Annotated in this window: 22 protein-coding genes; 10 read left to right on the top strand and 12 right to left on the bottom strand. The window is 43.3% G+C overall.

Annotated features, from left to right (window positions below; all coding sequences use genetic code 11):
- The first annotated feature begins 30 nt into the window (after nucleotides 1-30).
- Both EDD59_RS05915 and EDD59_RS05910 read left to right on the top strand, forming a co-directional pair.
- Nucleotides 31-345, top strand: coding sequence for an integrase (locus EDD59_RS05915; RefSeq protein WP_330571925.1), 315 nt, complete (start codon nucleotides 31-33; stop codon nucleotides 343-345).
- Nucleotides 345-1,913 carry a recombinase family protein gene (locus tag EDD59_RS05910; protein ID WP_132379901.1) on the top strand — a complete coding sequence of 523 codons (1,569 nt, stop codon included), beginning with the start codon at nucleotides 345-347 and terminating at the stop codon, nucleotides 1,911-1,913. The genes EDD59_RS05915 and EDD59_RS05910 overlap by 1 nt, the downstream gene beginning before the upstream one ends.
- A gap of 244 nt (nucleotides 1,914-2,157) precedes the next feature.
- On the opposite strand, the gene rlmD is transcribed toward EDD59_RS05910, so the two are convergent.
- The 3 genes from rlmD to pcrA all read right to left on the bottom strand — a co-directional run bounded on the left by rlmD (nucleotide 2,158) and on the right by pcrA (nucleotide 6,212).
- The gene (rlmD, locus tag EDD59_RS05905) at nucleotides 2,158-3,528 is read right to left on the bottom strand and encodes a 23S rRNA (uracil(1939)-C(5))-methyltransferase RlmD (RefSeq protein ID WP_132379899.1); all 1,371 of its coding nucleotides are present in this window, start codon (nucleotides 3,526-3,528) and stop codon (nucleotides 2,158-2,160) included.
- Between the two features lie 137 nt (nucleotides 3,529-3,665).
- Nucleotides 3,666-3,905 (bottom strand): hypothetical protein, encoded by a 240-nt coding sequence (locus tag EDD59_RS05900; protein WP_132379897.1) that lies wholly within the window; start codon nucleotides 3,903-3,905, stop codon nucleotides 3,666-3,668.
- A 78-nt stretch (nucleotides 3,906-3,983) separates the two neighbouring features.
- Nucleotides 3,984-6,212, bottom strand: coding sequence for a DNA helicase PcrA (gene pcrA, locus EDD59_RS05895; RefSeq protein WP_132379895.1), 2,229 nt, complete (start codon nucleotides 6,210-6,212; stop codon nucleotides 3,984-3,986).
- Nucleotides 6,213-6,504: 292 nt separating this feature from the next.
- Between pcrA and EDD59_RS05890 the strand changes: the two genes are divergently transcribed.
- The gene (locus EDD59_RS05890) at nucleotides 6,505-7,116 is read left to right on the top strand and encodes a DUF1836 domain-containing protein (protein ID WP_132379893.1); all 612 of its coding nucleotides are present in this window, start codon (nucleotides 6,505-6,507) and stop codon (nucleotides 7,114-7,116) included.
- A 22-nt stretch (nucleotides 7,117-7,138) separates the two neighbouring features.
- Here EDD59_RS05890 and EDD59_RS05885 read toward each other — a convergent pair whose 3' ends face one another.
- Together EDD59_RS05885 and EDD59_RS05880 are read right to left on the bottom strand one after the other, a co-directional pair.
- A complete protein-coding gene (locus EDD59_RS05885; RefSeq protein ID WP_132379891.1) occupies nucleotides 7,139-7,444 on the bottom strand; it encodes a YerC/YecD family TrpR-related protein in 306 nt (101 codons plus the stop codon).
- A 184-nt stretch (nucleotides 7,445-7,628) separates the two neighbouring features.
- Complete coding sequence (locus EDD59_RS05880; RefSeq protein WP_132379889.1) at nucleotides 7,629-8,360, bottom strand: phosphatase; 732 nt, start codon at nucleotides 8,358-8,360, stop codon at nucleotides 7,629-7,631.
- A gap of 99 nt (nucleotides 8,361-8,459) precedes the next feature.
- Here EDD59_RS05880 and EDD59_RS05875 point away from each other — a divergent pair, with 99 nt between their 5' ends.
- From EDD59_RS05875 to EDD59_RS05855, 5 genes are all read left to right on the top strand, one after another.
- The gene (locus tag EDD59_RS05875; RefSeq protein WP_132379887.1) at nucleotides 8,460-8,660 is read left to right on the top strand and encodes a hypothetical protein; all 201 of its coding nucleotides are present in this window, start codon (nucleotides 8,460-8,462) and stop codon (nucleotides 8,658-8,660) included.
- 228 nt (nucleotides 8,661-8,888) lie between these two features.
- The gene (locus EDD59_RS05870) at nucleotides 8,889-9,914 is read left to right on the top strand and encodes a hypothetical protein (protein ID WP_132379885.1); all 1,026 of its coding nucleotides are present in this window, start codon (nucleotides 8,889-8,891) and stop codon (nucleotides 9,912-9,914) included.
- A gap of 387 nt (nucleotides 9,915-10,301) precedes the next feature.
- Entirely contained in the window at nucleotides 10,302-11,669 is a 1,368-nt protein-coding gene (locus EDD59_RS05865; protein WP_132379883.1) for an APC family permease, read from the top strand.
- Nucleotides 11,670-11,822: 153 nt separating this feature from the next.
- Nucleotides 11,823-12,884: an ABC transporter substrate-binding protein gene (locus EDD59_RS05860; RefSeq protein WP_132379881.1), complete on the top strand. Its 1,062-nt coding sequence runs from the start codon at nucleotides 11,823-11,825 to the stop codon at nucleotides 12,882-12,884.
- A 74-nt stretch (nucleotides 12,885-12,958) separates the two neighbouring features.
- Nucleotides 12,959-13,549: a hypothetical protein gene (locus tag EDD59_RS05855; protein ID WP_165920876.1), complete on the top strand. Its 591-nt coding sequence runs from the start codon at nucleotides 12,959-12,961 to the stop codon at nucleotides 13,547-13,549.
- A gap of 98 nt (nucleotides 13,550-13,647) precedes the next feature.
- On the opposite strand, the gene EDD59_RS05850 is transcribed toward EDD59_RS05855, so the two are convergent.
- The 5 genes from EDD59_RS05850 to EDD59_RS05830 all read right to left on the bottom strand — a co-directional run bounded on the left by EDD59_RS05850 (nucleotide 13,648) and on the right by EDD59_RS05830 (nucleotide 17,175).
- The gene (locus EDD59_RS05850; RefSeq protein ID WP_132379877.1) at nucleotides 13,648-13,974 is read right to left on the bottom strand and encodes a DUF2325 domain-containing protein; all 327 of its coding nucleotides are present in this window, start codon (nucleotides 13,972-13,974) and stop codon (nucleotides 13,648-13,650) included.
- A gap of 34 nt (nucleotides 13,975-14,008) precedes the next feature.
- Entirely contained in the window at nucleotides 14,009-14,149 is a 141-nt protein-coding gene (locus EDD59_RS05845; protein ID WP_132379875.1) for a FeoB-associated Cys-rich membrane protein, read from the bottom strand.
- A 62-nt stretch (nucleotides 14,150-14,211) separates the two neighbouring features.
- On the bottom strand, nucleotides 14,212-16,395 hold the full coding sequence (gene feoB / locus EDD59_RS05840) for a ferrous iron transport protein B (protein ID WP_132379873.1): 2,184 nt from the start codon (nucleotides 16,393-16,395) through the stop codon (nucleotides 14,212-14,214).
- A gap of 332 nt (nucleotides 16,396-16,727) precedes the next feature.
- Complete coding sequence (locus EDD59_RS05835) at nucleotides 16,728-16,949, bottom strand: FeoA family protein (protein WP_132379871.1); 222 nt, start codon at nucleotides 16,947-16,949, stop codon at nucleotides 16,728-16,730.
- A 13-nt stretch (nucleotides 16,950-16,962) separates the two neighbouring features.
- Nucleotides 16,963-17,175, bottom strand: coding sequence for a FeoA family protein (locus EDD59_RS05830; protein WP_333791715.1), 213 nt, complete (start codon nucleotides 17,173-17,175; stop codon nucleotides 16,963-16,965).
- A 429-nt stretch (nucleotides 17,176-17,604) separates the two neighbouring features.
- Between EDD59_RS05830 and EDD59_RS05825 the strand changes: the two genes are divergently transcribed.
- Together EDD59_RS05825 and EDD59_RS05820 are read left to right on the top strand one after the other, a co-directional pair.
- Nucleotides 17,605-17,985 (top strand): metal-dependent transcriptional regulator, encoded by a 381-nt coding sequence (locus tag EDD59_RS05825; RefSeq protein ID WP_132379867.1) that lies wholly within the window; start codon nucleotides 17,605-17,607, stop codon nucleotides 17,983-17,985.
- The gene (locus EDD59_RS05820; protein WP_132379865.1) at nucleotides 17,982-18,287 is read left to right on the top strand and encodes a hypothetical protein; all 306 of its coding nucleotides are present in this window, start codon (nucleotides 17,982-17,984) and stop codon (nucleotides 18,285-18,287) included. The genes EDD59_RS05825 and EDD59_RS05820 overlap by 4 nt, the downstream gene beginning before the upstream one ends.
- 248 nt (nucleotides 18,288-18,535) lie before the next feature.
- On the opposite strand, the gene EDD59_RS05815 is transcribed toward EDD59_RS05820, so the two are convergent.
- Together EDD59_RS05815 and EDD59_RS05810 are read right to left on the bottom strand one after the other, a co-directional pair.
- Entirely contained in the window at nucleotides 18,536-19,252 is a 717-nt protein-coding gene (locus EDD59_RS05815) for a DUF975 family protein (protein WP_132379863.1), read from the bottom strand.
- A 119-nt stretch (nucleotides 19,253-19,371) separates the two neighbouring features.
- Nucleotides 19,372-19,737: a winged helix-turn-helix domain-containing protein gene (locus EDD59_RS05810; protein WP_132379861.1), complete on the bottom strand. Its 366-nt coding sequence runs from the start codon at nucleotides 19,735-19,737 to the stop codon at nucleotides 19,372-19,374.
- Between the last annotated feature and the right edge of the window lie 52 nt (nucleotides 19,738-19,789).

Below are 19,789 nucleotides of genomic sequence, written 5' to 3'. Positions count from 1 at the left end.
CGGAAGCTCTATAAGAACTATCTTGACGGCATGGCCCTTGCCAAGGCAGCGCACGAAGCAGGAATCGAGACCTGGCATGGCTCAGCAAAGCGCCTGCTCGAAAACAGGCATTTCCTCGGAGACGACTACTACCCCGCCATCATCGACCAGCAAACCTATAACAAGGCACAGGCGGAGCGCCAGCGTCGAGCAGAGAAGCTCGGACGGACGAACAGAAAGAAGCAGCCGCCGGATACGCGAAAGCCGCCGACTCGCTTCAAACTCTCCGCTCCCGAATCGATCTATGACGATCCGAAGCAACAGGCAGAATACCTGTACAGTCTGATAGAAAGCGAGGTGCAGTGATGGCAAACGTGACAATCATCCCTGCCAGAAGGCAGGTTGGAAACAATGTCAAACAGGCAGAGCAGCCGAAGCTCAGAGTTGCGGCATACTGCCGCGTCAGCACCAGCTCAGATGAACAGGAAACCAGCTATGAGACGCAGGTCTCCCACTACACGGAATATATCAAAAGCCACCCGGAATGGAAACTTGCCGGAATCTTCGCAGACGACGGCATTAGTGGCACCAACACGAAGAAACGCGACGAGTTCAACCACATGATCGACGAGTGCATGGCCGGAAACATCGACATGGTCATCACCAAAAGCATCAGCCGTTTCGCCCGAAACACCCTCGACTGCCTCAAATATATCCGGCTCCTCAAGGACAAGAACATCGCGGTCTGGTTTGAAAAAGAGTCCATCAACACGATGGACGCTAAGGGCGAAGTCCTGATCACCATCATGGCAAGCCTCGCACAGCAGGAATCACAGTCTCTCTCCCAAAACGTCAAGCTCGGACTTCAGTACCGCTACCAGCAAGGCAAGGTGCAGGTCAACCACAACCGTTTCTTAGGATACACCAAAGACGAAAACGGAAATCTCATCATTGATCCCGCGCAGGCCGAAGTGGTGCGGCGTATCTACCGGGAGTACCTCGAAGGACTCTCCATGAAGAAGATTGCCGAGGGACTGGAGAAGGACGGCATCCTCACCGGCGCAGGCAAAACAAAATGGTACGACTCCACCATCAACAAAATTTTGCGAAACGAGAAATACATGGGTGACGCCCTGCTACAGAAAACCGTGACCACCGACTTTCTCACCAAGAAGCGTGTACGAAACAATGGTGCTCTGCCGCAATACTACGTGGAAGACGATCATGAGGCGATCATCCCAAAAGACATCTTCATGCAGGTGCAAGCCGAGCTTGTGTGGCGCAGAAAGGTTCACACCGGGCCGAATGGGCAGAAGCGCATCTACTCTGGCAACAATTGCTTCTCCCAGATGGTCTTCTGTGGCGAGTGCAGCGAGCTCTACCGGCGTGTCCACTGGAACAACCATGGCTGCAAAAGCATCGTATGGCGATGCATCAGCCGCCTTGAACCCAGCCATGCCGCCTTGAACTGCACCAGCCGCACCGTCAAAGAAGACCTCCTGCAGGAGGTCACGGTCAAGGCATTCAACAGGATACTCACTGACAAGGATGGATTCATCCGTCAAATGCAGGAGAACATTGCAAAAGCAATAACGGCCGCCGATACGATGAGCCCGGATGGCATACAGGCACGACTCGACGAGCTGCAGAAAGAGCTCATCCGGAAGGCCAACAGCAAGCAAGACTACGATGCCATCGCCGATGAAATCTTCCGGCTGCGCGAGCAGAAATCACAGGCCGAAGCCGACACCTTCAGCCGCGAGGAAACCCGGAAGCGCATCATTGAGTTACAGGACTTCATTGGGAAGCAGCAGACCGGCATCACCGAATTCGACGAGAGCCTTGTCCGAAAGCTCATCCAGCAAATCATCGTCTACGACGATCACTTCACAATTCGATTCAAATCTGGGCTTGATGTCGACATCGACGAATAAGAGCAGGCTTGCTCATGGGATTGCTCCCGGAGCAGCCTGCTCTCTTTTTATCTTTTATGACATCCAACTGGAACACTACATCCAATCACGAGTCTCAACCTACCAAATATCTAATCACGAGTCTCAACCTTGTAAAATAGCTCGGTCGATAAGTTCCCCCAGAGAGTTTTTCCTTAATTGAACCATCCTTTTGCAAAATGGTCAGGTGTGCAGGAATGGCTTAAAATAAGGCTTTGCTCACCCCTTAGTCCCTGACCCTTGACATCAATACTACCGTCTCCACATGCACCGTTGAGCAGAACTGGTCAACTGCCACGCATTTCACGACTTCATACCCCCGCTCCTGCATCATCTCTAAATCTCTTGCCAGGCTTGTCACTTTACAGGATATATATACAATCTTATCCACCTGATAATCCAATATCTTCCGCAGTGCCTTGGGATGTACCCCGTCTCTTGGCGGGTCCAGCACTATCACATCGGGCTTTTCTTCTATCTCATCCAGCACCTTGAACACATCCCCCGCGATAAATCTGCAGTTCTTCAGCCCATTGCGCCTTGCGTTTTCCTGGGCTGCTTCCACCGCTTCCTCAACAATCTCCACGCCGATCACCTGTTTTGCCACTGGAGAGAGCACCTGTGCTATGGTTCCTGTCCCGCTAAAAAGGTCGAATACCGTCATGTTCTGAATATCCCCTATGTATTCCCGGACCGTGTTATAGAGTATCTCCGCTGCTCTGGAGTTTGGCTGAAAGAAGGAAAATGGTGTGATTTTGAATTCCATTTCCAGCAGCTTTTCGTAAAAATAATCCTGGCCATACAGTATTTTGGTCTCATCACTCTGAACCACATCAGAAAGAGAATCATTTAGAATATGCAGTACCCCTACGATCCGCCCCTCCAGTTTCAGCTGAAGCAGTTTTTCCACCAAGGGACGCACATCTATCTCTTCCTGGGTTGTGGTAACCAGATTTACCAGTATCTCACCGGTCATATCTCCTCTGCGAAGCAACAGATGTCTCAAGTAGCCCGTATGCTGCATTTTCTTATAGTAGCTTACATTCCCTGCTCTGAAATATTCAAGTACGCAAAGCAATATTTGATTCATATCTTTATGTACAAGTTTGCAGTCCCCTGCTGTCAGTACATCATAGGTGCTTCCCTTTTTGTGAAGTCCCAGAGAAAGAGGGCCGTCCTTGTATTCATCTCCAAAGGAGAATTCCATCTTATTGCGATATCCAAATTCTTTTGGACTTCCCTTTATTCCTTCAAAAACATAGTCTTTATTTACAGCCTCATCTATGATATTTTTCACCTGTCCTGCCTTCATTTTGAGCTGTGCGTCATAGGGCATGGTCTGATACATACAGCCGCCGCAGGCAGGGAAAATGCTGCAGACAGGATCACGTGTCTCCAGCGGTGATTTTTCTAATACCTCCAGGAGCCTCCCTTCCCGTCTGCTATGCTTAAACTTATTTATCACAAAGCGGATTTTTTGCCCTGGTATTGTGTTTTTCACTGTTATATATGTCTTCTCTTCCGGCACCCATACAAGTCCCTTATTAGGAAAATCAACTCTTTCTATTTTTCCTTCCAATACCTGTCCCTTTTTCATCCCTACCTCCAGTATGCTAATAGAATATAGGAAGCTTTCGTTCCCTATCACATAAAAAAACAGACAGGATGCATTAAGCCTCCGCATCCTGTCCTTTATTCTTTTCTGTTATGTTACAACTTAGCCATTTTTATTATCTATACTTGATCATCCTCACTGAAATAATCATCAAAGTCATCATCAAAATCATCTTCAAAGTCTTCCAGATAGTTCGGTGTAAAGAAACGGTACACCCCATAGGCAATGGCTGCTACTGCTGCTGCCGCCCCCACAATTGCAAGAATCCAGAGTACTATATTTTTCTGCTTCTCATTTTCTTTACCACGCAGCAATTCATTCAATTTTGTTTCAGCAATTAATTCCTCAACTCTATTCATATTGTCACGTCCTTTCCCTTTTTTGTTCAGGTGTATTTTTAGTTATTATATCACTATCACCTTCATATTACTACTTATTTACTTAATTTTTTGAAGTTTTGCAAAGGAGGCGAACATCTTTTTTACACCTGCCTTATCAAACTGCACGGTTACCTCGTAGTCCCGTCCTCCCTCTGTAATAGCTTCCACGGTTCCTTCGCCAAACTTTATATGGCGCACTCTATCCCCAACCGTATAATCCAGTTTCTTTCCTTTTGTTACTGTAAACTGCTGTGCGGTTTTTCCTGTTGAAAATGCCTTGGTTTTAAATGCCTGTTTTGCCTGAAAATAGGCATTTTGAGTTGGAATTTCCAAATCCTCCCTAAAAGTCTTCCCCGTTTCCATCAGCTCTTCCGGGATTTCCTTTAAAAAACGTGAAGTTTTGTTATAATGGGTTTCACCACGAACCATTCTTTTCCTTGCACAGCTTACCGTCAGCTCCTTTTTGGCACGTGTAATACCTACATAGCAAAGTCTTCTCTCCTCTTCCATCTCTTCCGGATCATCGGATGTAACTGTCATATAACTTGGAAACAGACCGTCCTCCATCCCTGCCAGATACACATGTGGAAATTCCAGGCCCTTTGCACTGTGTAATGTCATCAGAACCACATAGTCCTGATTTTCATCCAGGCTGTCAATATCGGCCACAAGGGCAACCTCTTCCAAAAAACCGCTCAGGGTTGGTTTTTCATCTCTGTCCTGACTATTTTCCTCATAAGCCGCAATTTTGCTTATGAGCTCATCGATATTTTCAATTCTGGCCTGGGCATCTTCTTTGTCCTCTGTTTCCAGTTCTTCCACATAGCCCGTTTTTTCTATAATCTCTTTTATCAGGTCGGATAGACTTTCTGTCCGGGCCACCCCTTTAAAATATTCTATTAGTGCTACAAAGGACTCAAGCTTAGCGGCTCCCCGGGCAATATTCGGAATTAGATCCAGCCCCCTTAATGCGTCATAAAAGCCGATTTCCCGTTTTGCCGCAGATTCCTGCACCCGGTTAATAGTTGTCAGCCCGATCCCCCTCTTGGGTACGTTGATGATGCGCCTTACTGCCAGATCATCCTGCCCGTTGTCGATGGTTTTCAGGTATGCCAGCAAATCCTTAATTTCTCTGCGGGCATAGAAATTAACTCCACCCACAATTTTGTAGGGAATATTAGAGGACACAAAACGTTCTTCAAGCAAACGGGACTGGGCATTGGTTCGGTACAAAACAGCATTATCGTTGTAAACCGCCCCCGCTCCCACGTTCTTCCTTATATCCTCAGCAATAAATTCTGCTTCATCGTATGCTGTATCGAACTGCCTAAGCTGTATTTTCTCTCCTTCTTTGTTTTCCGTCCACAAAGACTTCGCCTTTCGGCCTACATTATTGCTGATGACTGCATTTGCCGCACTCAGAATATTTCCGGTGGAACGGTAATTTTGCTCCAGTTTAATCACCTTTGCATCCTGAAATTCTTTCTCAAAATTCAAAATATTCTTGATGTTAGCTCCCCGGAATTTATAGATGGACTGGTCATCATCCCCCACCACACAGAGGTTCTTATATTTACCTGCCAAAAGGCTTACAAACTTAAACTGTACAGTATTTGTATCCTGATACTCATCCACCATTATGTAACGAAACCTTTGCTGATAGTATTCCAGCACATCCGGCTGCGTCTGAAGCAGCTGCACTGTTTTCACAAGCAAATCATCAAAATCAAGTGCATTATTTGCCCTGAGCTGTTTTTCATATTCCCTGTAGACTTTTGCAGTCTTCTGCTTTCCAAAATCTCCTGCCGCGTTAAGCTCATATTCTTCGGGAGAAATCATTTCGTCTTTTGCCGAGGAAATAGCTGCCAAAAGACTGCGCTCTTTGTACACCTTTGTGTCAATAGCAGCCATCTTGCACACGTCTCTCATCAGTATTTTCTGATCGTCCCCATCATAAATAGTAAAATTATTTTCATAGCCCAGTCTGTCGATATATCTTCTCAATATCCTTACACAGGAAGAATGGAAAGTACTCACCCAGATGCTCTCAGAGCCAAAGCCTACCAGCTGATCCACTCTCTCTCTCATCTCTCCTGCCGCCTTATTGGTAAATGTAATTGCCAGGATATTCCACGGATTCACGCCCTTTTCCTCTATCAGATAGGCGATTCTGTGAGTCAGCACCCTTGTCTTTCCTGAACCGGCCCCTGCCAAAATTAAGAGAGGTCCATCTGTGTGGAACACGGCCTCCCGCTGTTCTTTATTCAATGTGTCATATATGCTCATTTGTATCTCCTGTCTTTTTGCGCATAGTATGCTGCTCTGCACAAAACTTCTTGCATATAAGAGTATAATATAAAAAAGTATTTATGTCTATTGCTGTTCGCTTATTCCTCAGTCACATCATATAGTGTAGGGGTCAAAAGGTATTTTGCCCCCTGATACCTACGGATTGCTCCGCACTTTGCGCTCTCGCAAGCATGAAACCCATGGCCTTTTGACCCTGGTATCATCATATATAAAAAAGGCTTGCCATATAGTTTTGAATACTATATAATGGTGTTATTGAGGTGATACTATGACAATTGACGCGAAAGATATGCTGAACAGCATTCTGAAAAGTATCTCCCGCATTGATTATATTCATCCGGGAGATATTCCGAATATAGATTTGTATATGGATCAGGTTACGACCTTCATGGATTCTCAGCTTGCCTCCACAAAGCGGTACAGTGAGGATAAGATTCTGACAAAGACAATGATTAATAATTATGCCAAGAATAATCTTCTTCCTCCTCCGGTGAAGAAGAAGTATACAAAAGAGCATGTCCTGGTTTTGATATTTATCTATTATTTTAAAAATATTCTGTCAATCAAGGATATCGAGATATTGCTTAAGCCTATTACCGACAATGCCTTTTCTGCCGATGGTGATTTAGATTTGACCGTGCTCTACGAAGAAGTCTGCGCTATGGAAAAAGGGCAGATTGAACCCCTGCAGGAGGAAATCAAAAAAGCTTACAAGCAGGCTGAAAGTACCTTTGAGAGCGCAGATACCAAAGACCGGGATTATTTACAATTGTTTTCCTTCATATGCAGCCTGAGTTTTGATGTATATGTGAAAAAGCTGCTGATTGAAAAAATCATTGATGGGCTGCCTTCTTCAGAGGAAAAATCTTCTAAAAAATAAAAATATTTCAAAAAAGGATGCTTCACGCATCCTTTTTTTCGTTCTTCCCGAGTCTTTCAAATACCATGTCATAACCATCATTTCCATAGTTAAGTGAACGATTCACACGGCTGATGGTCGCGGTAGATGCGCCGGTCTTGTCTGCAATCTCCAGATAAGTCTTCTGCTCCCGAAGCATCCTTGCAACTTCAAAGCGCTGAGAAAGTGATAACAATTCATTGATCGTACAGATGTCTTCAAAGAATGTATAGCACTCCTCTTTGTTCTTCAGGCTTAACACAGCGCTAAACAGGTAGTCCACCGCTTCTGTCCTTATCTTCTTACTCATATTGCCGATCTCCTTTATTCCCGCGCGCAACAATCCAAACGGAAATACTTGAATTTCCATTTGGCGACCGCCGCGAGGATCAAATACCTCGCAGCTTGCTGCGCTGCAAGCTTGATGCCCCGCCAGCTTGCTGCGGGGTCTTTGACTAGTCAAATGACCACTACTGAATTTTAGCACACTAAACTTATAAAGTCCACCTTTTATAGAGATTTAAATAAGGTTTCAATTTCTCAAAATCTGTTGTTACAATCAGCTCTTTAGGGAAATCACAATGCTCCAGAATCTTCTCAATATTAGAAAAGTTTCCCGCATCCACATCAACATGGGCATCACTCCCCGTTGTCACCGGTACTTCATACTGCTTACACAAATCAAGCAGCATCAGCATATTCTCCTGGGCGCCCTGTCGGAAGCTTTGGGAACGCAGTGAAGAATTATTCAGCTCCAACAGTGTCTTAGTCTCCTTTGCCGCCTTGACCAATATTTCATAATCTATGGGAAAACGTCCGTCATCCGGATGCCCAATAATATTCACATAGGGCTTTTTCATTGTTTCCACATAAGCTTTCGTTACCGCCTCAATTGTAGGCTCCTCTTTAAAACACGGACTGTGCATACTGGCGACAACGATATCCAATTCTTTGCATAATTTTTCAGGCAAATCAACATTTCCCTCGGAATCCATAATATTCAGCTCAGTGCCAAAGAGCATATGCAGCCCGTTTATTTCCCTGGGAACTACATCAAGATTCTGAAAGTAATATAATTGACATGTGCCGGGCATTTCCGGGGCATGTTCTGTCAATGCAAGTATCTGTAGTCCTTTTTCTGCCCCTGCGGCTGCCATTTCCCTGATTGTACTGTAGGCATGTCCGCTTGCCAATGTATGTGCATGAGTATCTGCGATAAATTTCATACCAATCCCTCTTTTCTTTTTCCATTTTCTCCTAAGTATACCATATTTTGCGCAGAATACAATTTTTGCATCTGCAAATACTATTTCTGAGGTGAGATTATGTTAAGTAATAAGAAAAATCAAAAAATAATTGATGATTACGATTATTTATCAAATGCAGCATCGTCCATGGACTGTACTGGTCTGATTCCTTCTGCACCCTTAAGTGATGCAGAACTGGAATCCTATAATGATCTGTATCAATACCAGACTCCTGCAGCCAAAGGGAAAAAATCCAAACATGCCGATTCTGTAGAATAATTTCCCTCAATATAGTACTTTTTAATAGTATTATAGTGTTTCCCCAGAAAAGCATTGCCATTCTAAAATGTGGCGGTGCTTTTCGGTTGCTGCTTGCAGACTGGCCTGTGAACAGTAACGCTTTTCGACATAGTACGTCAAGATATTGCATTTTTTCATTGTCCTTCGACAGACAAGATGTTATAATAAAACCATTAAAAGTCAGCAGGGAAAGAGAGGAATGCATAAATGAGATGCCCGAAATGTGGAAAAGATGTAGAATTGCAGAAAAGGCAAGTAGGCGTTGATGAGAATGGAAAGCCTGTCTTTAATGAATATGCAGTCTGCAAGGATTGTAAAAAGCAGTGGAATTTGGACAAACAAAGAGCAAAAAAAGCAGCAGAGACAGCTGCTTCTAATCATACAGATACCCCGGCAAATCCTGGTTCTCCGAAAAAAGAGTCGAAAGCAGTGCCGGAAAAGAAAGTCACTGCTGCCAAAAAAGAGAGGCCTGCATCGGCCGCTTCATCAGAAGACAAAAAGGTGCGCAAAAGGCCGTCATCTGCGGTCTCTTCAGCAGCTCCTGATGCAGCAGGCTTAAGTAAAACCCGGAGCTATGGAAATATTCCTCCGGAAAAAGTAAGGGCAAAAAGAGAAAAAGCTATGAAGCAAAATTACGAAGATATGCTTTCATCCGATCCACGGAAGAAAACAGCCAAAGGCAAACGTTCTGCCGCAGACAAAAGCAGTGCTCCAAGCAGAAATGCTGCACCTCCCAAATCCTCGGCTTCCCGGGGAAAACCAGTTTCACACTCTTCTGGAAAAGGTGCTGAAAAAGAGGAAAAGCTAAAGCCCCGATTCAAAGTTTTACGTATTATTTTGGGAATTGTTTCTATTATTGCCTTTGTACTTTTTACATATAAGGGTTTCCTTGCAGGATTGAGTAATATCTCGGCCGGAAATAATTCTTCCTCCGGACTTACTTATATCGTTCTTGCACTTTGTATGCTTGTGTCCGGAATGCTTCTTCTGATTATGAGAGCAAAACGTACAATCTTTGCATTTATACTGCCCATGGTTTTTTGTATCGGCGGCGCAGTGTGCGCATTTCTAAGACGCGGGGGGGACCGATGGCTGTTATTCGGTGCACTGGCCGGGATTCTGCTGGCAGTAATATTCCTCGTTTTAGCTATTGTTTCAAAATCTGGGAATAACAATTACAAATATGATGATGATTACGATGATCCATTTGAAGAGGATCATGATAACTATTAAGTGTATTTTTAAAGTTGGGAGTCCGGAGAGCTAAGTATACTATTCCGGACTCTCACTTTTGTAGTAACAGTTCAGCCATGCGAATTTTCGACAGCGTAGGCAGGAGAAAGCTTGCTTTCGTATGCATATGCTGCCGAAAATTCATATGGCGCTCTGCCACAGCGAGATGAAGCGCAGCACATGTCCTTGGTTAGCAACCGTAGTGTGGTTGTTTAGCAAGGACGGTACCCTTGGGGTGGAATCGAGCTGATGGCTGAACTGTTACTTTTTGTATTTATAAAAAGACAAAAACTTGATGAAATTTGTCTTAACCTATGGTAAAATTAACATTATTTCTATCATTTTAAAATATGAGGGATTTTACTAAGGAATTGGAGGATTTAATTTATGGAGCCAAAACTAGAAAAAAAATATGGTTTTTTCACAGCTGTTGCGATGGTTATAGGCATCGTCGTAGGCAGTGGTGTGTTTTTTAAAGCAGAAAAAATTTTAACCGCGACGGGCGGAAATTTAAAGCAGGGAATTATTGCATGGCTGATTGGCGGCATTATTATGATTTCCTGTGCATATACCTTTGCTGTTATGGCAACCAAATATCAATATGTAAATGGCCTGGTAGACTATGCAGAAGCTACTGTCGGGAAAAAATATGCCTATTATATCGGCTGGTTCATGTCAATTATTTATTATCCAGCAATTACATCCGTGCTGGCATGGGCTTCCGCACGTTACACCTGTGTACTTCTTGGCTTTCCAATTGCCGGGGGAGAATGTATGACGATTTCCTGCCTTTACCTGGTTGCAAGTTTTGCAATAAATGCCCTGTCTCCCATTTTGGCTGGGAAGTTCCAGGTAAGTACCACAATTATTAAGCTGATTCCACTTTTTTTAATGGCAATAGTTGGCACGGCCATTGGAATTCATAGTGGAATGACAAAGTATAATTTTACTCATTATGTCTCTCAGAGTTCTTCTAACGGATTGTTTACAGCAGTTGTTGCAGCGAGTTTTGCATATGAAGGCTGGATTATTGCAACCAGTATCAACGCAGAATTAAAAAACGCAAAAAAGAATCTTCCTCTTGCTTTAATCACAGGTACTTTTATTATCATGACCGTTTATATTCTATATTATATTGGTATAGCCGGAACCGTTGAAAATAAAGTAATGATGGCCAACGGTGAAACAGGAGCCAAGCTGGCATTTCAGACTGTTTTCTCCGACCTTGGCGGAACGCTGCTGTTTGTGTTTGTCGTTATCTCATGCTTGGGGACTTTAAATGGATTGATGATGGGCTGTACACGGGGAATCTACTCCATCGCGGCAAGAGGGCAGGGGCCAAGCCCCAAGATTCTAAGCCATATAGATTCCACCACCAATATGCCTGTAAACTCCGCTATCATGGGTGTACTTCTCTGTGCAGTCTGGCTGTTTTATTTTTACGGTGCAAATTTGACCGACACATGGTTCGGTTTTTTCAGTTTTGATTCTTCCGAATTGCCCATCGTCACAGTTTACGCTTTATATATTCCCATTTTTATTATGTTTATGAAAAAAGAAAAAGAGCTCAACTTTTTCAACCGCATAATTATGCCCTGCATATCTCTGGCAAGCTGTGTATTTATGGTGATTGCTGCCTGCTTCGCACACGGAACTGCTGTCATCGCTTTTCTGATCGTGTTTGCAGTTGTTATGGCGGCAGGAGCTTTCATATATCATAAACCAGCTAAAGTCAAAGACCCCGCAGCAAGCTGACGGGACATCAATTAAATTCTTTGCCGCAAGAGCCCCGGATGTCTGAAGTCCGGGGCTTTTACTGTCATTACAAAATACAGCGCACACAAGATGAACCAATTTATAAGTTTTTCATATATTATTAAGAGATAAACAGCTTATGGGAGGAATCTTATGAAAAAGCGGCTACTTGCGGCGCTGCTTTCAGTTGTCATGGTTATAACGCTGTCTGCCTGCGCTTCACAGGAAGATAAGAAGGAGACATCCGGAAATACCACATCAAAATCAAAGGAAGAAGATACTAAGACGGAAATGGTGGATATTACCTTAAACGAGGTAGCACATTCCATTTTTTATGCACCAATGTATGTGGCTATTGAAGAGGGCTATTTCGATGAGGAAGGCATTAACCTCACTTTAATCTGCGGTTTCGGAGCTGATAAGACTATGACTGCAGTTATCTCAGGTGATGCAGACATTGGATTTATGGGCTCTGAGGCATCTATTTATACTTATAATGAAGGTGCAAATGACTATGTTGTTAACTTTGCACAGCTTACACAGCGGGCAGGAAACTTTTTGGTTGCCAGAGAAGAAATGCCAGACTTCTCCTGGGATGATATTAAAAACAGTACGGTTCTTGGTGGAAGAAAGGGCGGAATGCCCGAAATGGTATTTGAATATATACTGAAACAGAACGACATTGATCCTGCTGCAGATTTGGAAATTAATCAAAGTATTGATTTTGGCTCAACTGCCGCCGCCTTTTCAGAAGGAAAGGGCGATTTCACAATCGAATTTGAGCCTGGTGCCACCTCCCTGGAATCTGCGGGCAAGGGCTATGTTGTTGCTTCTCTCGGAGAAGACAGCGGCTATGTGCCATACACCGCCTACAGTGCAAAGCAGAGCTTCATTGAAAAAAATCCCGATACCGTTCAGAGTTTTGTAAATGCACTGCAAAAAGGTATGGATTATGTACAGTCTCATACGCCGGAAGAAATTGCAAAGACCATTGAGCCACAATTTCCTGAGACGGACCTTGATACTATTACGAAAATTGTAACCCGTTATTATGATCAGGACACCTGGAAAGAAAATCTAATATTTGAAGAAAGCAGCTTTGACCTGCTCCAGGATATCCTTGAGAGTGCGGGAGAATTAGATTCCCGTGCACCTTACGAAGATTTAATAACCACTGAATTTGCTCAGAAGGCAGCAAAGTCAAAGATTCCATAGCAAGCGGGAATAAACCAAAGTGATGCTTTTTTCATATAATGAATACAAAAGACGAAGTTAGGTATTGGAAAGATATGAACAATGATTATAGAGGTACAACTACTCAGCACGGCAACATCATGGTTGTAGAAAATGCCCTTGTGGAATTTACCTTTAATGCTATAGGAGAAGGCAGCTACCTGCTAATTTCCTATATAAGCCCCGGAACAAACATGATGCAATTTATCGAGCTTTTAAGATTGAATATAAATAAAAACACAGTGATTCTGGATTATTCCGGTTTTCCCACAGACTTTTCTGCTATCCGTAAAGGCATGTATGTTGATGCGATATACTCCCCCGTTTTAACCAGGAGCAACCCACCTCAATCAAGTGCCTTTTTAATAGTAATAAAGACAGATCATCAGGCTACACTTGGATTTACTATGGATCAGATTATTGAAGTAGATATTGATAATAATTGCCTTTACACCGGGAGCGCTGATGATACCGGCAACCGCATAAAGTTTACCATATCTGATAAAACTTTTATAAGAGACCAGACCGGAGTTCCTGCGGACATCCACTCTCCTCAGCCAGGGCAGAGTGCCAGAATCATACATGCCGCCCTGAAAAATAACGGCACACCTCAGGAAATTGCGGCACTCTATATACAACTTATATAAAGTCAAAGACCCTCGCGGCAGTTGCCCGCGGGAATAAAAAGGAAACCGTCTGTATGGATATAATCAAGCTTCGTGCAGACGGTTCCTCTTATAGTGCTCTATGCTCTCACCTTAGCCTTTTCACAGCCCTTACAGCCCCTACATCCCGAGCAAACGCTGCACAGTATTTCTTCCAGTGCATTCTGGCTGCTTGTGTGAGATCTGATAATCTCTGCGTTGCAGCGCCCGGCCTCCTCCACTGCGCATCTCACCATTTTATGTGAAACTGTGTTTGTGAACAATACAATCACATCCGGGCTTCCAATCTGCTTGCTTAAATTCGCGGACATCTGGGTAAACACTTTAGCTTTGCACTTGTATTGCTTACATAGCTTTTTATATTGACATACCATACGGTCATGTCCTCCAACTATTACTACACTCATAGGAGCCTCCTCACTGTTTTAAACAATATGCTTTTTATCGCTCACAGTGTCCTCCGCAATTTCTGCAATCTACACCGCACTGAAGAGATTTTCCACTCTTTTTGTCACGCACCAGCTTACGAATAATTATTGCGACTACTCCTAACAGAACTGCTCCTACTATAACTGTTCCCATAAAAACTGCCTCCTTCCGCAACGAAACTATTTTTATCTCAGGCTTACTCTAAGTAACGGCCACTACTTTGACTGAGACGCACCCTTCAATTTCACATTGAAAGTGGTGCTTTCTTTATAAGGTCTGACTAACAGGTAGATAAATCCGATAATCAGTATGATTGCTGCTACCATTCCTGCGCCGAATTTTCCTGTTGTTATAAATGTGCCGACCTGGTATACGCACAGTGAAACCACATATGCCAGTATTGTCTGATAACCCACTGCAGTCCAGAACCACTTTGTACTGTTCATCTCTCTCTTAATAGCTCCCATTGCCGCGAAGCAAGGTGCACACAGAAGATTAAATACCAGGAACGAGTATGCTGCAATCTGTGTCATGCTTCCTGCAAGAGAACCCCAGATTTCGTTTCCTTCCTCCCCTACTTCCGCAAAGCCATACAGAATACCGAAAGTTCCGACTACATTTTCCTTTGCTACCAAACCAGTGATGGCTGCAACTGCTGATCTCCAGTCTCCCCAGCCAAGTGGTGTGAATACCCATGCAAATACATTGCCTATCTTTGCAAGTATACTATGGTCTAATTCCAGCACATCCAGCATTCTGAACTTTCCATCTATCCACCCAAAGTAAGAGGTAAACCAAACAAAGATTGTAGAAAGGAGGATAATTGTTCCTGCCTTTTTAATAAAGGACCAGCCGCGCTCCCACATACTGCGAAGTACATTCCCCACTGTCGGCAAATGGTATGCCGGAAGTTCCATAACGAAGGGTGCCGGATCCCCTGCAAACAGTTTTGTCTTCTTCAAAATAATTCCGGAGCAGATGATTGCTGCAATTCCTACAAAATAGGCACTTGGTGCCACCCACGGTGCACCGTTAAACAACGCACCTGCAATTAGGCCAATGATTGGGAGTTTCGCTCCACAGGGGATAAATGTGGTAGTCATAATTGTCATTCTTCTGTCACGTTCATTCTCGATTGTACGTGACGCCATAATTCCGGGGACACCACATCCGCTTCCTATCAGCATAGGGATAAAGGATTTTCCTGAAAGACCAAATTTGCGGAAAATTCTGTCCATGATAAATGCAACCCTTGCCATATACCCGCATCCCTCAAGGAATCCAAGGAAAATAAACAGTACCAGCATCTGCGGTACGAAGCCCAACACAGCTCCCACACCGGCTACGATACCATCCAGAATCAGTCCTTCAAGCCAGGGCGCAACGCCTATTGCATCCAATAGATTTCCTATAAGCATGGGGATTCCGGGTACATCAGTTCCGAAAAAGCGCCAGCTTTCACCAAACAGGCCATCATTGGTCCAATCTGTCACCCAGGTTCCTACTGTCGTAACTGAGACATAGTATACAATAAACATAACAAGTGCAAAAATCGGAAGGGCTAGAAAACGGTTTGTGACGATACGGTCAATCTTATCAGAAATCGTCAGCTTTCCTTTACTGTTCTTGGTAGAACACTCATCTATAATGGACGAAATATAAACATATCTTTCATTTGTGATAATACTTTCTGTATCATCATCCATTTTAGTTTCGATTTCGTCAATTTCCTTTGTTACATCCGGAACAGACTTCATCTGTGTGGAAATCTTATCATCTTTTTCCAGAAGCTTAATGGCAAAGAAACGTTTCTGATTATCATCAATATTACTACCCAGCTTCGCTTCCACAGCATCCAGTACACTCTCTACTTCCGGAGCAAAAGTATGTACCGGTACAGTTACGTTCTTACTGTTTGCAACAGCAACTGCTTTTTCGGCAGCTTTCTGAATCCCGGTCCCCTTCAGAGCTGAAATTTCTACTACTTCACAACCTAGCTTCTTTGAAAGCTTGTCAGTGTATATCCTGTCACCATTCTTATCCACTACGTCCATCATATTAACTGCCATGATGACCGGAATTCCCAACTCCATCAACTGCGTGGACAGATAAAGATTCCTCTCCAGATTTGTACCGTCTACAATGTTCAGTATGGCATCGGGTCTTTCATTAATCAGATAATTTCTTGCAACCACTTCCTCCAGTGTATACGGTGAGAGCGAATAGATTCCGGGAAGGTCTGTGATAACAACATTCTTATTTCCCTTTAACTTCCCTTCTTTCTTTTCTACCGTAACCCCGGGCCAGTTACCAACAAACTGATTGGAGCCGGTCAGCGCATTGAACAATGTGGTCTTTCCACTGTTCGGATTTCCTGCCAACGCAATTTTAATAGCCATTTTCCTTTTCCTCCTAAAACAATTCACATTTATTTGAACCGTTAATATGATACCAGGGTCAAAAGGTCATGTGTTTCATGCTTGCATGAAAAAGCATGGCCTTGGGACCCATAAAACATGAGAAAGTAGCCCGAGTAGGGCGGATTTCGAATGTTTTTAGGATTGCGGGAGCACAAAGTGCGGAGCAATCCGTAGGTATCAGGGGGCAAAATACCTTTTGACCCCTACATCTTAATATTTAAATAGAGTATGCTTATTGTATACTCTTAATATTTCGATTAGCTTACTCTAACTCCTGTGCAAAAATTTGATGCAGAAATATCTGCTCCGGTCTATTCAACCTGAATCATTTCTGCATCTGCTTTTCTTACAGATAATTCGTATCCTCTGACCGTGATCTCGACAGGATCTCCCAGGGGTGCTACCTTTCTCACAAAAATGTCTACTCCCTTTGTGATTCCCATATCCATGATACGCCTCTTTATCGGCCCTGCTCCGGACAGCTTCGTTACCTTAACCGTCTCTCCGCACGGAATGTCTTTTAATGTCTTCATCGCTTCTTCCTCCCTAGACAACCATGATTTTATTTGCCATGTCTTTTCCAATGGCAACCCTGGATTCTTTTACATTGACAATCATATTGCCGCCCGTTACAGAAACGACTGTGACAACTGCCCCTTCAACAAAACCCAGATTTTCCAGGAATCTTTTGATTTTTTCTTTTCCTGTGACCCTGTGGATTTTGTTCGGCTCTCCTTCTCTCACCATTGTTAACGGCATCACGTCTCATCTTCTTTCTTCCGATTAGTTGATAATTGTTTTCATTTGTTTATCTAATAGTTAGTATATGCTAACATCCCGGGATTGTCAAGTGCTCTTTTAGAAAAAATTTATAATTTGGTAACAGTTCAGCCATGCGAATTTTCGACAGCGTAGGCAGGAGAAAGCTTGCTTTCGTATGCATATGCTGCCGAAAATTCATATGGCGCTCTGCCACAGCGAGATGAAGCGCAGCACATGTCCTTGGTTAGCAACCGTAGTGTGGTTGTTTAACAAGGACGGTACCCTTGGGGTGGAATCGAGCTGATGGCTGAACTGTTACATAATTTGAGCCATCATACTGCCACAATATATTTGCCCAATCATTGCAAATATGGTACGATAAGCCTATCAGATATTTATATATTTTAAAAATTGAGGTGAGTACCTATGAAAACAACTGAATCTGCTGAAAATTATCTGGAAACTATTTTAGTTCTGGGCAAACTGCACCCCACTGTGCGCTCCATAGATATTGCTGAGGAGATGGGGTTCAAAAAATCTAGTGTCAGCGTAGCAATGAAAAATCTCCGGGAGAAAAATCATATTGTCGTATCAAAGGAAGGATTTATCACCCTCACGAATACGGGAAGAGAGATTGCAGAAATGATTTATGAACGCCATGAACTGATCAGTAAATGGCTGGTGACACTTGGAGTAGATAAAGATACTGCGGTTGCCGACGCCTGCAGGATGGAACATATCCTTAGTAAAGAAAGTTTTGAAGCCATTAAAAATCATATAGCCCAGACAGGGGTTGCTATATCATGATAGATAAAAAGCTAATCCCCATAGGAGGATTGAAAAAGGAACCGTTCTCCGGCTGTCATGGCGGTATGCGATACTATTTTAAAATGGATGAAAGCAAAGAGACATTCACAGTGACAATCTATCCTGAACCGTGGTCTTTCGAAAACACCCCCGACTGCAATAAAGAATCTTCTGTATTTCCAATGTCGGATGAGGGGATGGATTCTGCAATAGAATGGCTTCATAAGATGTATGAAGAAAATAAGCCCAAGTGGCAGGACAGTGCAAAAAGCAAAATGCACCTTGTGTACAAAAAGCACTAAAAACACCGCTTCATTTTCCTTTAAGAATTTTAATAAAGAATTCCAAATATTGACACAATACATTCACAATTGTTTGTTATGATGTATTCATGAAGAACAGAAGACAATGGCCGCACTTGCGGTGGCGCATCCGCGGTCATTGGACTTCGCCTAAATAAAATGATATTAAAATAACTGTAAATAGATTTTTTCTTTTTCTAAATGAGCCGCTGCACAGTTTATGCAGCGGCTCATTTACTATACACATTCTATCGAATATAGCCGTTCTGATATGCTGTTGCCCTGTTTACCGAGTATAACTCAGCAATGGTAGCCTGTATATAAGGTTCTACATAGAAAACTCCGACAATCCCGAAAGTGATTCCTTCCAATATGCGCCATCCGATGAAAGACAAATCTAGTACAAAGACGTCCCATTTCTGCCCCATCATCATTTTCTTACTTATCGCAAAGGCCTCTTCTCTTCTCATTCCTGGATTCTCTGCCAATATATATGGTATCATCAGATATTCGTAATGCTTGACAATCCCGGGTATAACAAATAGCAGAGACCACAAAAATGTGAATAAATCTTTCAGGAACATAATTAGAATTACATTTCCAAAATTACCCGACTTAAAAACATACCCCAGAGTACCTGCTGTCGGTGCCTCTGTCTGGTTCAGCACGAAAAACCTATATCCACCTACCATCAGCGCATTCCCGATAAAAATATCAAGAAAGACCACAATTACCATTGCAAGAGCATACACTACAAGAATACTCAATAAAATCCCTATTGACCAAGCCCAGCCGCCGGCGCCCTGGTATCCCTCATAGCCCGAACTCCTATTAGAACTATTCGAACGTGATGCACTAAACGCCCCGGTTACAATAGCCATCACCAGAGCGACTGCGACTGAGGACCAGTAATTTCTTTGAAATGCCTGCTTTCCTCTTATTTTCAATTCAACTCTTGTCCACATAGCATCAACCTCCTTTTCTCAGTATTTTTCAAAAGCATATTTTATTATAACGTAATTGCTTTTAAAAATCTACCAATTAAAAGATATGGGTAAACTTTCAACATGAAGTTGATTATATTTTATATCCGCTTGTGTGGATCCGGCTGTGATGAATATTCAGGAAAATATTCTTCAAATGCAGCTTTCGTCTGCTCATTGACCTTCTGCTCCATCTGGCGGAACCTGGTTATCAAGGACTCTCCTTTGCCTGTCAACCCGCATTTACCGCCCTGGCTGCCTCCATGCTGCCGGACAAGCAAATCATACCCCAGTTCCCTCTCTGCTCTATTTACAATCTTCCAGCCCTTGCTGTAGGACATTCCCATCTCTGCACAGGCCTCTTTCATAGAATCTGTCCCCCGCAAAAACTCCAGCAGAGTTACCAGGCCGGGGCCACATACCAACTCTTCATTATATATCTTTAGCTGCACATACGGATGAAACATAAACGCACCTTCTTTACATGTGTTCTACAGATCCCGCCTATATCTTTACCCG

The organism is Muricomes intestini (genome assembly GCF_004346165.1).
Taxonomy (GTDB): Bacteria; Bacillota; Clostridia; order Lachnospirales; family Lachnospiraceae; genus Muricomes; species Muricomes intestini.
Note: the sequence above shows the minus strand (reverse complement) of the source record. Positions and strands in the feature narration are given on the sequence as shown.

Coding starts and splice junctions, on each gene's coding strand:
- EDD59_RS05915 (WP_330571925.1), top strand. CDS start 31: ATGGCCCTTGCCAAGGCAGCGCACGAAGCAGGAATCGAGACCTGGCAT.
- EDD59_RS05910 (WP_132379901.1), top strand. CDS start 345: ATGGCAAACGTGACAATCATCCCTGCCAGAAGGCAGGTTGGAAACAAT.
- rlmD (WP_132379899.1), bottom strand. CDS start 3,528: ATGAAAAAGGGACAGGTATTGGAAGGAAAAATAGAAAGAGTTGATTTT.
- EDD59_RS05900 (WP_132379897.1), bottom strand. CDS start 3,905: ATGAATAGAGTTGAGGAATTAATTGCTGAAACAAAATTGAATGAATTG.
- pcrA (WP_132379895.1), bottom strand. CDS start 6,212: ATGAGCATATATGACACATTGAATAAAGAACAGCGGGAGGCCGTGTTC.
- EDD59_RS05890 (WP_132379893.1), top strand. CDS start 6,505: ATGACAATTGACGCGAAAGATATGCTGAACAGCATTCTGAAAAGTATC.
- EDD59_RS05885 (WP_132379891.1), bottom strand. CDS start 7,444: ATGAGTAAGAAGATAAGGACAGAAGCGGTGGACTACCTGTTTAGCGCT.
- EDD59_RS05880 (WP_132379889.1), bottom strand. CDS start 8,360: ATGAAATTTATCGCAGATACTCATGCACATACATTGGCAAGCGGACAT.
- EDD59_RS05875 (WP_132379887.1), top strand. CDS start 8,460: ATGTTAAGTAATAAGAAAAATCAAAAAATAATTGATGATTACGATTAT.
- EDD59_RS05870 (WP_132379885.1), top strand. CDS start 8,889: ATGAGATGCCCGAAATGTGGAAAAGATGTAGAATTGCAGAAAAGGCAA.
- EDD59_RS05865 (WP_132379883.1), top strand. CDS start 10,302: ATGGAGCCAAAACTAGAAAAAAAATATGGTTTTTTCACAGCTGTTGCG.
- EDD59_RS05860 (WP_132379881.1), top strand. CDS start 11,823: ATGAAAAAGCGGCTACTTGCGGCGCTGCTTTCAGTTGTCATGGTTATA.
- EDD59_RS05855 (WP_165920876.1), top strand. CDS start 12,959: ATGAACAATGATTATAGAGGTACAACTACTCAGCACGGCAACATCATG.
- EDD59_RS05850 (WP_132379877.1), bottom strand. CDS start 13,974: ATGAGTGTAGTAATAGTTGGAGGACATGACCGTATGGTATGTCAATAT.
- EDD59_RS05845 (WP_132379875.1), bottom strand. CDS start 14,149: ATGGGAACAGTTATAGTAGGAGCAGTTCTGTTAGGAGTAGTCGCAATA.
- feoB (WP_132379873.1), bottom strand. CDS start 16,395: ATGGCTATTAAAATTGCGTTGGCAGGAAATCCGAACAGTGGAAAGACC.
- EDD59_RS05835 (WP_132379871.1), bottom strand. CDS start 16,949: ATGAAGACATTAAAAGACATTCCGTGCGGAGAGACGGTTAAGGTAACG.
- EDD59_RS05830 (WP_333791715.1), bottom strand. CDS start 17,175: ATGCCGTTAACAATGGTGAGAGAAGGAGAGCCGAACAAAATCCACAGG.
- EDD59_RS05825 (WP_132379867.1), top strand. CDS start 17,605: ATGAAAACAACTGAATCTGCTGAAAATTATCTGGAAACTATTTTAGTT.
- EDD59_RS05820 (WP_132379865.1), top strand. CDS start 17,982: ATGATAGATAAAAAGCTAATCCCCATAGGAGGATTGAAAAAGGAACCG.
- EDD59_RS05815 (WP_132379863.1), bottom strand. CDS start 19,252: ATGTGGACAAGAGTTGAATTGAAAATAAGAGGAAAGCAGGCATTTCAA.
- EDD59_RS05810 (WP_132379861.1), bottom strand. CDS start 19,737: ATGTTTCATCCGTATGTGCAGCTAAAGATATATAATGAAGAGTTGGTA.